The sequence below is a fragment of the Selenihalanaerobacter shriftii genome (assembly GCF_900167185.1).
Classification (GTDB): Bacteria; Bacillota; Halanaerobiia; order Halobacteroidales; family Acetohalobiaceae; genus Selenihalanaerobacter; species Selenihalanaerobacter shriftii.
Genome location: NZ_FUWM01000013.1, coordinates 1 through 16,127 on the forward strand (window position 1 = coordinate 1; position 16,127 = coordinate 16,127).

General features: G+C 32.1%; 15 protein-coding genes and 1 pseudogene. All 16 read right to left on the minus strand.

All coding sequences use genetic code 11. The features are described 5' to 3' along the window. Positions 1–248: helix-turn-helix domain-containing protein (locus tag B5D41_RS08190; protein ID WP_143555682.1), on the minus strand; the 248-nt coding region annotated here is incomplete at its 3' end. Between the two features lie 113 nt (positions 249–361). After that, positions 362–2,524 carry a Tex family protein gene (locus B5D41_RS08195; protein ID WP_078810145.1) on the minus strand — a complete coding sequence of 721 codons (2,163 nt, stop codon included), beginning with the start codon at positions 2,522–2,524 and terminating at the stop codon, positions 362–364. 23 nt (positions 2,525–2,547) lie between these two features. Next, positions 2,548–2,919, minus strand: coding sequence for an FtsB family cell division protein (locus B5D41_RS08200; protein WP_078810146.1), 372 nt, complete (start codon positions 2,917–2,919; stop codon positions 2,548–2,550). A gap of 109 nt (positions 2,920–3,028) precedes the next feature. Then, positions 3,029–3,442, minus strand: coding sequence for a spore cortex biosynthesis protein YabQ (yabQ, locus tag B5D41_RS08205; protein WP_078810147.1), 414 nt, complete (start codon positions 3,440–3,442; stop codon positions 3,029–3,031). Between the two features lie 71 nt (positions 3,443–3,513). Beyond that, positions 3,514–3,768 carry a sporulation protein YabP gene (yabP, locus tag B5D41_RS08210; RefSeq protein ID WP_078810148.1) on the minus strand — a complete coding sequence of 85 codons (255 nt, stop codon included), beginning with the start codon at positions 3,766–3,768 and terminating at the stop codon, positions 3,514–3,516. Between the two features lie 67 nt (positions 3,769–3,835). Continuing rightward, complete coding sequence (locus B5D41_RS08215) at positions 3,836–4,054, minus strand: hypothetical protein (RefSeq protein WP_078810149.1); 219 nt, start codon at positions 4,052–4,054, stop codon at positions 3,836–3,838. Between the two features lie 145 nt (positions 4,055–4,199). Further along, the gene (locus B5D41_RS13975) at positions 4,200–4,304 is read right to left on the minus strand and encodes a MetS family NSS transporter small subunit (protein WP_143555683.1); all 105 of its coding nucleotides are present in this window, start codon (positions 4,302–4,304) and stop codon (positions 4,200–4,202) included. Between the two features lie 35 nt (positions 4,305–4,339). Beyond that, positions 4,340–5,848 carry a sodium-dependent transporter gene (locus tag B5D41_RS08220; protein ID WP_078810150.1) on the minus strand — a complete coding sequence of 503 codons (1,509 nt, stop codon included), beginning with the start codon at positions 5,846–5,848 and terminating at the stop codon, positions 4,340–4,342. 231 nt (positions 5,849–6,079) lie between these two features. Next, entirely contained in the window at positions 6,080–7,051 is a 972-nt protein-coding gene (locus B5D41_RS08225; RefSeq protein WP_078810151.1) for a SpoIID/LytB domain-containing protein, read from the minus strand. A 64-nt stretch (positions 7,052–7,115) separates the two neighbouring features. Beyond that, entirely contained in the window at positions 7,116–8,267 is a 1,152-nt protein-coding gene (locus tag B5D41_RS08230) for a D-alanyl-D-alanine carboxypeptidase family protein (RefSeq protein WP_078810152.1), read from the minus strand. A gap of 19 nt (positions 8,268–8,286) precedes the next feature. Continuing rightward, the gene (yabN, locus tag B5D41_RS08235) at positions 8,287–9,774 is read right to left on the minus strand and encodes a bifunctional methyltransferase/pyrophosphohydrolase YabN (protein ID WP_078810153.1); all 1,488 of its coding nucleotides are present in this window, start codon (positions 9,772–9,774) and stop codon (positions 8,287–8,289) included. 4 nt (positions 9,775–9,778) lie between these two features. Beyond that, complete coding sequence (spoVB, locus tag B5D41_RS08240; protein WP_078810154.1) at positions 9,779–11,386, minus strand: stage V sporulation protein B; 1,608 nt, start codon at positions 11,384–11,386, stop codon at positions 9,779–9,781. Between the two features lie 139 nt (positions 11,387–11,525). Then, positions 11,526–12,086 carry a stage V sporulation protein T gene (gene spoVT / locus B5D41_RS08245; protein ID WP_078810155.1) on the minus strand — a complete coding sequence of 187 codons (561 nt, stop codon included), beginning with the start codon at positions 12,084–12,086 and terminating at the stop codon, positions 11,526–11,528. A 221-nt stretch (positions 12,087–12,307) separates the two neighbouring features. Then, a pseudogene (gene mfd / locus B5D41_RS14390) lies at positions 12,308–14,029 on the minus strand (transcription-repair coupling factor); the annotation flags it as partial. A gap of 15 nt (positions 14,030–14,044) precedes the next feature. After that, positions 14,045–15,829 carry a CarD family transcriptional regulator gene (locus B5D41_RS14395; protein ID WP_234983922.1) on the minus strand — a complete coding sequence of 595 codons (1,785 nt, stop codon included), beginning with the start codon at positions 15,827–15,829 and terminating at the stop codon, positions 14,045–14,047. Between the two features lie 74 nt (positions 15,830–15,903). Further along, entirely contained in the window at positions 15,904–16,125 is a 222-nt protein-coding gene (locus B5D41_RS08255) for an anti-sigma-F factor Fin (protein WP_078810156.1), read from the minus strand. Positions 16,126–16,127 lie beyond the last annotated feature (2 nt).

The window sequence follows — 16,127 nt, forward strand, 5'->3', positions numbered from 1 at the left end:
TTTTCATCATATACCCCTTGGGCTATTTCTGGCACATAAACTTCTCTATCAGACCAATCTGCGTTTTTAAAAGTAGTTAAACCCTTTTTTATTTCTCGGCTTATTGTTGTCCTATGACAGTTCATTTCTCGGGCTATTTCACTATAATTTTTATTTTGCTTATTATATAAATGAGCAATAATCTTACGAGCTCCTAGTTTTAAATGTTTCCCTTTTTCTCTTTCTATGATATAATTACTTTGACGCATATTTGTGCCTCCTTAATGTTTAAGTGTGGTTACTTAACATTTTATCAGAGGAACAAGTATGTGTCATTTTTTTATTAGCCCGTGCATTTAATTATACAATGCACCTTAAAAATTCATTGAAAATTCATTGTTAAAGATATTCTCTTACGATTTATATCTATTTCTAAAATTTTCACTTTAACTATATCACCCACCTTTACAACTTCTAATGGGTCTTTAACATATTCTGAACTTAATTCAGATATATGGACTAAACCATCATCTTTAACTCCTATATCTACAAATGCTCCAAAATCTACTACATTTCGAACAGTCCCTTGTAATATCATTCCAGTTTTCAAATCTTCTAATTTAGTTACTTCTTGTTTTAAAATAGGTTTTGGTAATTCTTCTCTTGGATCTCTCCCTGGTCTTAATAATGCTTGTCTAATATCCATTAATGTAGGTATCCCCACTTCTAAATCTTCAGCTAATTCTTCAACATTTAAATTGTTTAATCTATCCTTTAATTTAGCTTTATGCTCAGATAAATCTAACTTATTTAGTTTAAAATTTATCTTCTCTAGCAATTGTTGAGTAACAGAATAGGATTCTGGATGGATTGGGGTTACTGCTAACTTGTCCTCTCCATCATAAATCCTTAAGAAACCAGCAGCTTGTGTGAAAGTCTTAGGACCTACTCCATATACATCCTTTAACTCTTTTCTTTTAGTGAATTTACCATTCTCTTCTCGCCAATTAACTATATTACCTGCTACCCTTTCATTAATACCTGCTACATATTTTAATAATGATGTAGAAGCCATATTTAAATCTACCCCTACATAATTTACTACTGATTCCACTACAGCTTCTAAAGACTTCTCCAAATTACCTTGATTAAGATCATGTTGATACATTCCAACTCCAATATGTTTAGGGTCAATTTTAACTAATTCAGCTAATGGATCTTGTAGCCTTCTAGCTATGGAAACTGCTCCTCTTATTGAAACATCTAATTCCGGAAATTCCTTTTGAGCCACCTCAGATGCGGAATAAACTGAAGCTCCTGCCTCGCTAACTATAATATACTGTGCATCTCTATCTAGTTCTGTAATGACTTCTGCTACGAAGGCCTCGGTCTCACGAGAAGCTGTACCGTTACCAATAACTATAATATCAACTCCATGTTTTAATACTAATTCCTTAATTTTCTCTTTGGCTTCTACTAGCTCTTTTTGAGGCGGATGAGGATAAATGGTAGCTATAGATAATAAGTTCCCTATCTCGTCAACAACAGCTACTTTTGATCCGGTTCTAAACCCTGGGTCAATTGCTAATACCCGTTTATCTCTAACCGGAGGTTGTAAAAGTAAGTTCTTTAAGTTATCTGCGAAAAGATCAATTGCATGCTCTTCAGCCTCTTCAGTTAATTTACTTCTAACTTCCCTAGCAATTGATGGAGCAACTAAACGCTGATAGCCATCTTCTATGGCTTTCTCTATCTGATTTAAAAATATACTATTTTGGTTTTTAATTATAATTTTCTTTATCTTATTTAGAATAATTTCATCTGGCCCATTTGCTCTAACACGTAGGATATCTTCCTGTTCACCACGATTAATAGCTAAAGTTCGGTGGGGCGGAAGTTTCTCTATCTCCTCACTAAATTCATGGTAATCTAAAAAATTAGTATCCTCATCATCTATTACTTCAGAACTAATGTTTCCTCTAGAAAATGTTAAATCTCTAACTAATTTTCTGATCTTAGGTTGATCAGAAACATGCTCAGCAATAATATCTCGTACTCCTTGCAATATTTCTTTAATTTCTGTTAAATCATTTTCTGGGTCTAAATATTCTTCAGCTTTGTCTACTACAGAACCACTCTCTAATTCTTGTGCCAAAAATGATTCAGCTAATGGTTTTAATCCTTTTTCTTTAGCTTTAGTGGCTCTAGTTCTTCTTTTCTGACGATAAGGTCGATATAAGTCTTCTACAGTCTGCAATTTAGATGCCGCTTTAATCTTATCCTCTAATTCATCAGTTAATTTATCCTGTTTATCTATTAATTCAATTACTTTTTCTTTTCTATCAATCAAATTTTTTAAATACTCTAATTCATCATTTAATTCTCTAAGTTGACTTTCATCTAATTCACCAGTTACTTCTTTTCTATATCTAGATATAAATGGAATAGTGTTTCCATCTTCCAATAAATCTACTGTATCCTTTGTCTGCTTATATTTCAAATTTAATTTATTAGCTAATTTTCGATTAATATCTTGTTGGGCCATCTCTATTCCCCTCCAATAATTACTTATTTATCCTGGCTGTTATCTTCCTCTATTATTATGTATAATGTCTCACCTGGTTTCACTAAACCTAAATCTTTTCTAGCTATCTCTTCTATGAATTCATTCGAATTTACTCTATCTAATTTTCTATTTAATATACTTACTTCTCTATTTAATTTTTTAGCTTCTGTTTCCAGCCCTCTTAATCTATGTTTCATATTTTTTATTTTCGCATCAGCTTTAAAGAAACTATATACTATAGAAACTAATATTATTAATGAAACTATCATAAGCTTTTTAGAAGTTTTAGCATATTTTTTAAACTTATTTATATATTTCAAGAATATATTTGTTAGTTCATCTGTTGAATTTCTGTTAACATTCCCTTTTTTCATATTTATCGCCTCCAAGTACTATGTCTATATTTAAAAACCAACACTTATATACTATAAATTTCTAGGTATAAGTCTTCTTCCCTTCATATTTTAATTTTTTAATCTTTTATTAAGTCTTAAAACTATTGATTTTTTCTTTAATTTTTAAAAATGCGCCTTCTATTATTTTATACAATTTTTTGATTAATTTAAAGCTTTTTCTAATTATTTTAATTATTTCTTCTAAGATTACCCGAAAAGATGTGATAGCATACTTGCTAAATAATCGATTATAGATTAAAATCCCTAAACCTAGACTAAAAAATATATAAATTCTAATCTCCCCTAAATTACTCTTTAACAATATAATAAAAGTTATGATTCCAGCTAGTAGGCAAAAAATAAAATCAATTATTCTTGTAGCTATATTATCTAAGTATCCAAAACTCCTAAATACACGATAAAAATCAAAAGTAAAAGCTAAAAAATGTCCAAATAATAACATATATATGAACGTTTTAAATTGAATTTCTAATGATACCATAATATCACCTCATACTTTTTGACTAAAATAAAAAAGCCACTAAATGTGGCTATAATAAGTAGAATGAATATCTATTTGAAAAGATTGCCGAGAAATCCTCCAGCAGTGGCCTGCTCAGAATAATCTAATCTTATAACATATCCCTCAATTATTAATTCTCCATCATCTAAATTCAATCTTTTAATATTTAAATCTTCTCCTTTTATATACAAAGAACCTAATTCTGTTGCCAATGAAATCTCTACTTCACTAAAATTAATTACTTCAATTACACCAAATATCTCTATTAATTCACGACCACTTAGCTTAACTTGATGTTTACTCATAGATATCCCCCTTTCACTTTTTAATCTATATCTATGTTAATTAGAGGATATCTATGACTACCCAGTCTTAATCTCTATCAAACCAGCCATCATTTTTTTCTCTAATCTTAATTTCATCCCAACCATGCCAACTATTTGACCACCAGCCTACAGTAGCATGATCAAATTCATGAGCCATCTCCATATCAAAATCTCCTTGAGTATACCACCAATAATTCATCTCAGAGACTTCTGCATCGTATTTATCATTAGCAAATTCATCAAATTCCCCTCTTTTTCTATCCATAGTAGTTCCCTCCTTATTTTAAATAGTATTCTTATTATTATCTCTTACTTCAATTTTTAATCAGGCTTTTTTTTACAATAAAATAAAAAAGAGATAACTAAGAATATTCTTAGTTATCTCTACAATCAGTAAAAAATATTTTTTATTAAAGTTTCTTATCAGATTTAATAGCAATCTTTAAACAATAAGCTAATCCTCCATATAAGACTACACTTCCAAAAATCAACATAGCAATTGCTGAACCTGGCATTATACATCCTCCTTTCTTAATCTTGGTCAATAACCTTATGCATTTATACCTTCCTGTTCTACTGTTTCTTCAGTACCTTTCATTTTAGCAAAGACAGCAAAACCAAGAACTACTGCTCCAATAGCAACACCCCAACCAACATTTAATGCCCATTGAGGATAATCTCCATATGGTTTGCTAAATTCTTGAATTACACTATTAACTACTGACCAAATTAAAATAAGAGGAGTTATATACTTAATCATAATGTCCCACCAAGCTCCAATCTTAATTTCAGAGATTGGATTTATATATTCACGTAAGTTCTTTGGTCCATAAACCCAACCAATTATAATACATTCAAATAACCCAACTACTGCTAAACCAAAGCCATTAACAAAATGATCTATTATATCTAACCAATATAACCCACCTTTAGTGGCAAATAATAAACCAGCACCTAGTCCACTTAAACAGACTAATTGTATAACCTTCTTCTTTTTACCAGGCCACTTATCATCAAACCCAGCAATTACTGATTCTGTAATTGAGAAAGCTGAATCTATACCTAATGTTAATAGTATCAAGAAGAAGACAAGAGCAAAGATTGTCTGGGCGACTGGTCCTCCCGGTAATAGACTTATAGCCTCTGGATAAGTTACAAAAGCTAATCCTACACCAGCATCGACTACTTCTGAGACCGCCACACCTTTAGCCTGGGCCATATAACCTAAAGTACCAAAGATACCGAATCCAGATAAGAAACTAATTCCACAGTTAGCAAATGTAGTAATCAAAGCATTATTTGTAATATCACTATCTTCCGGCAGGTAACTTGCATAAGCAATCATAATACCAAAACCTAAACTCAAACTAAAGAAAACCTGTCCATAAGCTGCTAACCAAACCTGCGGGTCAGTTAAAACTGAAAAATCCGGCTGTAAATAATAAGTTAATCCTTCAATAGCTCCTGGCAAAGTAACAGCTCTGATAGCCAGTACTATTAATAGAATAACAGGCACTGGAACAGTAAACATTACTACTTTTCCTACACCAGTAACACCATTCCGTAAAATATAATATATAAATGCCCAAGTAATTACTATACCGATTAAAACCGGAATACTAAATCCACCTAGCTCTCCTGGACCAGAAGATAAATGTAATACCTCTTTATAAAAATAGTCAGCTACCCCTGATTTCCAAGCTACACTAAATGAACCAGCTAAATACTTCCAAATCCAAGCCATAATAGCTCCATAATAAGACATAATTACAAAACTAATTAAAACAGCCCACCAGCCAAGGCCTTCCCAAGTTTCCTTAATCTTTTTAAATGCTCCAGGAGCACCTTGCTGTGTCTTATGACCTACTGCATATTCTAAAATTATTAATGGGATTCCAGCTGTGAATAATGCTACAAAGTAAGGAATTAGAAAAGCTCCACCCCCATTAGCGTAAGCTGTATAAGGAAACCGCCAAGCATTACCTAATCCAGCTGCTGAACCGATTGCTGCTAAAACAAAAGCTGATCTTGTATTCCATTGACCTCTTTTCTTTTCCATCTTCACTACTCCCTTCTCAATTTTTTGTAAAGTATGATTTAATCTGCATCTCCTAGTTTCTCCCTACTAAATTCTGACTACTATCTACTAACTTCTCACTCCTTTCATTGACGTATTTAACCTAACTCCTACTACATAAAATATACTCTATTACTTCAAAATTTCTTCAACTATAATTAAATTCCTGCTTATTTTTTATAATATTTAAATAAATAAAAAAGAAGCAGGAGATTAATCCCACTTCTTCCCAATCTTGACATCTTTAAAATAATGAGCAATTATTTCTTCAGGAGATTTACCTTCTTTAGCCATAGCAAAGGCTCCCCATTGACTCATACCTACACCATGTCCATACCCACTACCTTTGAAAGTAAATTTGTCTCCTGATTTTTCTATTGATTTAATCAAAGTAGACTTTAATTTATCTGGTCCAATTGCTATTCTAAAGTTAGCAGCTTTCATTTTCTTTTTACCACCATCATAACTTATTTCCATATCTATAGCTCTTTCAGTTTTATCTCTATCTAGTATCTTTATATCTTGTACTGTCTGTGCATTCTTTACCCCCACTTGCTTTAATACTTGTAAAATATCATTATTCTCAAAACTTACAGACCATGATTTGATATCATCAGGAGCATGTTGATCAGGAGATTTAACACTAATAATATATGGTGGTTCTTTCTTATTATAAGCCAAGCCAACTTTAGCACTAGTTGTTTGACCACCCGCACTAGAATGGAACCAACCAGTAATATAATCTCCATTATAAATGATAACTTCACCACGAGTCTTTTCTATAGCTTTTTTAATTTCATCTGTAATATTTTGCGGTCTATATGCTTGAGCTTCTTTATGACTACCACTAATCACATTGCTCCCTTTTTGTTCCAACCTCTTTAAAGCAAAAGTTCGAGCAAGAATTGCTTGTGCCCCGTAAGCATCAGTAGGCCAATCTTTCTTCATCTCACCTGCCACTACCCCTGCAATATATTCTTCCATCTTCATCTCTTTTGTTTGACCTTCTTCTGTCTCTACTTTAATAGCAGGCTCTTCTATTTTTTCAATTTCTTCAGTAGTAAGCCCCTTCACCTTAGTTTTACCTTGTTGTTGGTTTTGGCTACAACCAGCAAATAGAATTAATAATGCGATTAGTACTAAAAATACATAGTAATTAACCCTCTTACTTCTTAATAATCCCAAACTTAATCCCTCCTTAATTTTAGTCTTATTCTACCTATAATTAGAAAGGATTATACATTAATGATTATTTGAAAAAGCTTAATAAAAACTCCTTAATCATTCTAATCAATCTAGTTAAGATTCCTGCTCGCTCAACACTTTCTTTAGCAACTAATTTAACACTTCCTAATCTTTTTTCTGATTGAATTAAAACCACTTCCCCTAATATTTGCCCCTTCTTTACTGGAGCTTTTACTACTTTATCAATCTCTATTTTTCGCTCTATCTCATTGCCTCCAGCTTGCACAACAGTCTGTAAATCAGCTGCTGCTTCAACTCCTACCTCTAATTTTTTACCTTCTTTTACTTGAACCTTACCTATATCTTCACCTTTTTTAACCATTCTTTCTAGAGTAAATCTGCTAAAGCCATAACTTAATAACTTAGCCGACTCTTCTATTCTAGCCTCTTTACTATCAGTTTTCATCACTACTGAAATTAACCGCATATCATCTCTATTAGCAGTTGCTGTTAAACAGTAGCCTGCTTCATCAGTCCAACCGGTCTTAAGTCCATCTGCTCCTGGATAATAATCAATTAACCCATTAGTATTATAAAGAGTAAACTCTCCATCTCTAATCTTATCTATCCAAATATTTGTCCACTCTAAAACTTTAGGATGATTATTAACTAATTCTCTAGCCATTATTGCCATATCCTTAGCGCTACTATAATGTTTACCACTATCAGTCGGTAAACCAGTAGAATTTTTAAAATTAGTATGTTCTAGTCCTAATTCTTTAACTTTCTGATTCATCATTTCTACAAAACTACCTTCCGTTCCACCTATATATTCACTTATAGCTACACAAGCATCATTAGCAGACGCAATAGCTATAGACTTTAATAAAGTCTCTACATCCATCTTTTCTTTTGGAGCCAAATAGATTTGAGACCCCCCCATTGAAGAAGCGAATTCACTAGTAATCACTGTATCATCTAATGTAATTTGCCCTGAATCAATTGCCTCCATAGATAACAAAAGAGTCATTATTTTAGTCATACTAGCCGGTGGTAATTCTCGATTAACATTCTTTGTAAATAAAACTTGACCCGTCTTTGCCTCTATTAAAATTGCTGAATCAGCCTTCACATCAAATCCTGCTGCAATAGCTGGGAATGAACTAAATAAACCCAAAGTAATTATTAAAAAACAAATCATTAATTTCCTTTTCATCTTCAATTGCCTCCTTAGATCAGTTTAACTCTTCTTTAGCTTGCTGCCATAATTCTTCTAATTCATTCAAAGTCATATCATTAAGATCATTTTCAGTCTTTCTCACTGCTTTTTCTATATATCTAAACCTTTTTTTAAATTTTTGAGTAGCATCACGCAAGACTAACTCTAAATCTAATTCTAAAAATCTACCTACATTAACAGTAGCAAAAAGTACATCACCTAATTCTTCCCTGATTTTAGACTTCTGTCCAATAGTTAAAGCTTCCTTAAACTCACTTAATTCTTCTTCTAGTTTATCCAAAACCTGGTTAATTATTGGCCAATCAAATCCTACACCTGCTGCTTTTTTTTGTACCTTCTGAGCTTCCATTAAAGCTGGTAAGCCATCAGTAATGTCTAAAACTGATTTAAAATCTTTTGAAGAAAATGATTTTTCACTTGCTTTTATTTCATCCCATTTTTTTAAAACATCATCAGAAGTAGATAAATCCTCATCCCCAAAAACATGAGGATGTCTTCTAATCATTTTTTCTGAAATACTATAAATAACATCCTCTATATCAAAATTATTCTCTTCTTTAGCTATCTGAGCATGGAAAATAACCTGTAATAACAGATCTCCTAACTCTTCACATAATCCAAACCTATCTCCATTTTCTATTTCTTCTAATACTTCATAAGTCTCTTCAATTAAATATGGTCGTAAAGAAAGATGATCCTGTTCTAAATCCCATGGACAACCATTAGGACTCCGTAATTTCTCCATAATCCTAACTAAAGTATTAAATACTTCTAATTTGTTGAATTTATTTCTTTGTTCTACATGTAATGGAGGTATGTAAACACTAGTTAAATGATCTACCCATTCTAGCCTATCCAATTGATATAAAGGAATTTCTACTTTCTTTTCTAAACCAACAATACCAGCAGCTTTAACCACCTGAATCTGATGATTTTCAGGATAAACCTCTAGTAATGTCAACTTTACATCAGAAGCGATTAAACGATTATATACTTGAGTTAAAATTATATTTTGATTAAATTGTATATCCTCTGCTGCAAAGCTTAGAGCATCTAAAACCTGCATTCCTTCTATAGGATCTATATTTAATAGAGTAAAAAGCACATCTAAAAAACTTTCTCCCGAAATAATATCTAATTTTTCATTAGGTAATCTATTTAATAAGTTTTGAACAGACTTTTCAGCTACTAAGGGATTACCAGGTACTGCATAGCCTATATTTAAACCTTTATTTATCTCCTGAATAAGCCTCTTAGCAATCACTTCATATACCTGTTCAAAGTTATCTTCCCTTTCATAAACCTTATCAAACGTATTAAAATCTAAATTATCTCCTACTAATTCATCAATAATAGGATGTTCTTTAGTTCTTATAAAAAGCTTGTCTACTTCCTCTAAAGCCTTATGAGCTCCTAAAGTTAAATCTTCCATCTTACCTGGACCCAAACCAATTATTGTTAAAGTTCCTTTCTTAGATTCCATCATGTTATCCCCTCACTAGTCCAATTCTAGTTAAAAATTTGGCTAACTTATCTCCGATTTTAGGAACCAATTTAATATCTCTTTCTTGTACCGCTCCACTAATTAGAAGAACTGTAGAGTATACAACTGCTCCAAAAATAACAGCGCCTAAAGTAGCAAGTATATTCTTATCTGTTAATTTAATAATCTGTCCATAAACTGGGCTAATTGATAACCCCATAATTAATGTTGCTAAAATTGGTTTTAATATCATATTGCTATAATTATAATCATAACCAATTAATTTCCCGATAGCTAATAGATTCAAAATTGCAGCTAAACAAAAACCTGAAGCAGTAGCAAATGCAGCTCCTCGGATACCAATAGTTGGAATAGCTGTTAAATTAAAATTCAAATAAGCATTCAAAGCTGCCCCCAAAAATAAGTTAATAGCAGGAATCTTAGGTTTATTTATCCCTTGGAGAATACTAGAAGAAGTCTGTTGCAAACAAACAAAAATAACTCCCCAAGAAACATACCTTAAAGGAATCCCAGCTTCTGGAACATCAAATAACATCGTACTAAGTGGGGTGGCTAACAAAAATAATCCCATCGCCGCTGGTAGACAGATAAAAACTGTTAATCTTAAAGCTGATTGAGTTCTAGCCTTAATCAGAGCATTCTTACCCAGAGCAAAGGCTTCTGAAATAGCAGGAACTAAACTAGCAGCCAATGAAACAGTAATGATTGTAGGAAAATTAACTAACACCATAGCCATTCCTGCGAAATCACCATATAAACCTGTCGCTTCATGAACAGTAAAACCTGCTTCTTGCAATCTCCAAGGAATCAAAGTAGCATCTACAAATTGCATTAATGGTAAAACTAATGCACCAAAAGTAACCGGGATAGCTAGAGTAGCTATTCTATGAAGTATTTTATAAACAGGAGTCTTATCTCCTTCACCACTTAAAGCAAATTTATTAATCGCCTGCTTATGCTTCCCATAGATATAAAGCAAAACCCCTAATCCAGCAATAGCCCCTGTAACCGCTCCAAAAGCAGCTCCAGCTGCAGCAAATTCAACACCTTTCGATAATAAAAAATAAGCCAAAAGTAACATAGTGCTCATTCTAACTAATTGTTCTACTACTTGTGAAATTGCAGTAGGATTCATAGTCTGTAATCCTTGAAAAAAACCGCGGTAAGAAGCCATTATTGAAACAAAGAAAATAGCAGGAGCTATAGCCAAAACTGAATAAAAAGCCCTAGAGTCTCTTAATATATTTTCAGCAATAGGCTTAGCTGTTAAAATTAAGCCTACCGAGAATATTAATCCTAATACAACACTAATACTTAAAGCAATTCGAAAAATTCTATATGCACTCTTACGATTATTCTCAGCAATTTTTTCAGAAACTAACTTTGAAATTGCTACTGGAATCCCCGATCTAGAAATGACTAAAATAATTGTATAGATTGGATAAGCCATCTGGTAGAGTCCTATTCCTTCTTTATTAATTAAGCGGGTTAAGAGGATTCTATAAACCAGCCCCATTGATTTACTAATAAATGCGGCTAAAGTTAAAATTAATGCCCCTTGTAAAAACCCTTGTTTATTATCCTCATCCATCTATTAACTCCCTTTCTATACTCAATAAAGCCGCTTTCCTCACTTGTTTATATTCAACAATCCATCCGTCAATACCTTCAATTTCTTATTAACTCATAAAAAAAGGCGAGCCAAAAGATGGCCCACCTCCAAATAATATCTATTCTTCCATCTGTTTGGCCAAAAAACCAGCAGCAGTATTTGCTAATTTAATCTCTAAATCTCCCATTTCACTATTAGTCTCTTGAGAACTTAATACTACCGCTCCTAAAGTATCTCCTTTAGAAGTAATAATAGGAGCTAAAACTTGAGAACTAAATTTGCAGTCCTCATCATCTCCTTTACATCCTTCACAGAATGCATGAGCTCCTGGCTCATCCATTACTAAAGTATCTTTCTCATCTAATACTTTTTCCGCTGCTTGACTAATCGGTTTATCTAAAAACTTCTTTTCAGGAGCACCGGCAACCGCTACTACTACATCCCTATCCAAAACACAAGCAATATAACCGGTAACCTCATGTAAAGAATCAACATACTCTTGAGCGAACTCCCCTAACTGTCCAATTGGAGAATACTTTTTCAAAATCACCTCTCCATCTCGGTCGACAAAAATCTCTAATGGTTCACCTTCTCGAATTCGCATCGTTCTTCGAATTTCTTTAGGAATTACTACCCGTCCTAAGTCATCAATCCGCCTTACTATTCCTGTAGCCTTCATGGCTTTCCTGGCTATATAATTCCATATTAAACTATAGAATTATAACCAGTTCTCACCTCCTTAATTTATAATTCATGAGAAACCCTTCCATTCATAGTATATAGCTAATCTTATATTTTTATTCTCAAACCCTGTTAAATAATACTAATACATAAGTTAGATTAAAATCCATTTTCTATATTGGAAGGGAGAGAATAGTTATATTCTATCCTTTTCTACTATTAACTATTCTTAGGAATATTTAAAGATTTGAGAATCTGAATTAAAGTATTCAAGGTTTCCTTAGAGGTTTTAGCCGCTTTAACTTTTAAGACTGGCTCCTTACTAGATCTAAATCCAATTTTATTCTCATACTTACTACTTAATTCGATAATTTTTTGACCAGAAAGATTATTTGCACTATTAAATTTAATTAATATGAATTTCTTCTTGCTTTTAATACTCTGTATATCTAAATTAGAAGCTAAAACCTTAATCTCTCCAATGCTAATGAGATTTATAACTGATTGTGGTAAATCTCCAAATCTATCTTTTAATTCATCTTTAATATCCTCTATATCATCTAACCCTGTAATTCCAGAAATTTTCTTGTAGATTTCAATTTTTTGTCTAGAATCTGGAATATACTCTTCAGTAATATAGGCATCAACATCTAAATCTATATTAATTTCTTCTTCTTTTTCTTCCTCTTGACCTCTTAACTCTTTTATAGCTTGTTCTAATAGTTTGCAGTAAAGAGAAAAGCCGATAGCTTCAATATGTCCATGTTGATTTGGACCTAAAATATTCCCAGCACCTCTAATTTCTAAATCTCTCATGGCAATTTTAAAGCCAGAACCTAGATTAGTAAATTCTTTAATAGCCTGTAGTCTCTTTTGTGCCACTTCTGACAAGACTCTATCCTGCTGATAAAGCAAATATGAATAGGCAACTCTATTTGTTCTTCCTACTCTACCTCGTAATTGATAAAGCTGAGATAGCCCCATATTATCAGCATCATCAATAATAATTGTATTTACATTAGAAATATCTAAACCGGTTTCAATAATTGTAGTACAGACTAATACATTATATTTACCTTCTAAAAATGATAACATGATTTGCTCTAATTTTGATTCACTCATCTGCCCGTGGGCAGTCATCACGTCTGCTTCTGGTAATATTTTTTTAATCTTACTTGCTACTTTATCTATATCTGCTACTCGGTTATGAACAAAATATACCTGTCCACCTCTATTTATTTCTCGCTGTATCGCCTCTTTAATTATTCCAGGGCTATATTCTCTAACATAAGTTCTAATAGGATACCTGTTTTCAGGTGGTGTTTCAATAAGGCTCATATCTCTAACTCCTACCAACGACATATGTAAAGTTCTTGGAATAGGAGTAGCCGTTAAGGTTAATACATCTATATTCTTCTTTATCTCTTTCAACTTTTCTTTATGTTTTACTCCAAATCTTTGTTCTTCATCTACAATTAGTATCCCTAAATCTTTAAATTGAATATCTGAAGATAAAATCCGATGTGTCCCAATTACAATATCAATTAGACCTTTTTTTAAATCATTGATAATCTTTTTTTGCTCTTTGGCTGTTCTAAACCTACTTAACATTTCAACATTAATCGGATAATCAGCAAATCTTTCAATAAATGTATTTAGATGCTGTTGAGCTAAGATAGTTGTTGGTACCAGTATAGCAACCTGTTTTTGATCCATAACCGCTTTAAAAGCAGCTCTAATAGCAACTTCTGTTTTTCCATAACCAACATCTCCACAAAGTAAACGGTCCATAGGCTGAGGTGATTCCATATCATCTTTAACATCTTCAATAGCTTTTAATTGATCAGGTGTTTCTTGATAAGGAAAGTCAGCTTCAAACTCTTGCTGCCAGACTGTATCTTCAGAATAAGCATGACCTTGAGCTACTTCTCTCTCTGCATAAAGTTCTAATAATCCTTATGCCATTTCCTGTACTGATTCTTCAACTCGACGTTTAATTCGTGACCAATCATTACTACCTAAACTATATAACTTAGGCTGGCTACCATCCATACCAACATACTTCTGTATTAAGTCTATCTGATCAGTTGGTACATAAAGTTTATCCTCATCAGCATATCTAATCAATAAATAATCTTTATTATGTCCTTGTACTTCTAAGGTCTTAACCCCTAAATACTTACCAATTCCATGATTCTCATGTACTACATAATCACCTACATCTAATTCTTCAAATGAAGATATCTTAACCCCTTGATCATATGCCTTAATCTTCCGTTTCTTTTTGCGTTGAGTTTGAGCAAATAAATCACTTTCAGTAAAAAGAACAAATTTAGGTTCAGTACAAATTAGCCCTTCTTGTAAGGCCCCTGTAGTTACTACTATGTTCCCCGGTTTAATCTGATTCGTTATATTCTCTACGTAAAAAGCAGGCAAACCTTCTTCTTTTAGGCCAGTAACTAATCTTTTACATTTACTAGCAGTAGATAGAGTAATTATAATCTGATATTCTCTACCTCTAAACTTTTTAATTTCATCTATGAATTGATTAATCTGCCCTCTAAATACTGGAGTTTTCTTTAAACTTAACTCTAAATTATAATCTACTTTTAAACCTTTAGCTTTTTGATTTTCATTTAAATATAATTTAGAATAAGTATATATTTCTGTTAATAATTCTTCATAAGTTGTGAAGTTTTGATCATAGTTACTTAATATACTACCTTGATTTAACAAAGATAGTTTCAATTCATTAATATCATCCATTATGTTAAATGCTTTAGAACGCATCCTATTTGGAGCATCAAAGATTAAATATCCGTCCTGAAAATAGTCAATTAGAGTAGACATCTCTTTATAAAAAGAAACTAAGTATTGTTCAATTCCTGTAAATATAATTCCTTCTTTTATTTTTTCAATATCTGCTTTAACTTTAACTTCTAACTCTTTAGCTTCTTCTTCCTTATCATTAGCCAATAGCCTATCTTTTTCTTGAATTAATAATTCTTTTAGTTCTACAATTCCGTTTTGTAAAAATTTTGAGGGTAATAAGGTCTCTGTAGATGGAGGAATACTCACAGTTTTTAATTCTTTAATAGATCGCTGTGTAGCCAAGTCGAACTCTCTTATCGATTCTACTTCATCTCCAAATAACTCAATACGAACTGGATTATCTCTTGTGAGAGGGTAAATATCAAGAATACCGCCTCTAATACTGTATTCTCCTTTATTAGAAACCATACTGACTCTTTCATATCCTTGTTCTGTCAGTTGAGAACTAAGCTGACCTAAGTCTATACTAGAATTAATATCTATCTCAAAATGATAATTATCAAATAAATCCTTAGGAACTAAATTCCTCAATAAAGCCTGAATAGGAGCAATTACTATAAAGTCCTCTGAACTCCTTAATTTCTCTAAGACTGTTAATCTTTGAATTTTAACTGTAATATCAGATTCTATTTGTTCATGAGGTAATATCTCTAATTGAGGAAATAACAAGATATCTTCCTCTGAAAGTAACCTTAATAATTCTTCATAAATTTGGGTAGCTCGCTGCCAATTATAAGTAAGTAATAAAATTTTACCACTTACTTCCTCATATAAGTTTGCTACGATAAAAGACCGTTGAGAAATTGAAAGGCCAACTGATAATTGAGTGTCTAGCTTAGAACCAAAATTATTTTTTAAAGTTTTAAATTCAGTTGTGTTTGACAAAAGATTAGTTAAATCATTTTTCATTTTATCTTAACTCCTTTAAGCAATCGACTATACACCAAAAAAGACCTTAGTCCTTTACCAAGGTCCTGGAAAATTTAATGTACTAAATTATCATTAACTAAAGAAACCAAATCCTCTTTAGTTTCACATTCGTCACAGATAATTCCAATCTCCATTTTATCATCAGTTTTTTTTATTATATCTTCTTTTTCATCTGCAGTCAAGATAGACAATCCTAATTTCTCTTCGTCCACTTCTTCTACATCTAATTCATCGACTAGATTATTACAACGGTCACAATAGTAAATTAACTGCATAT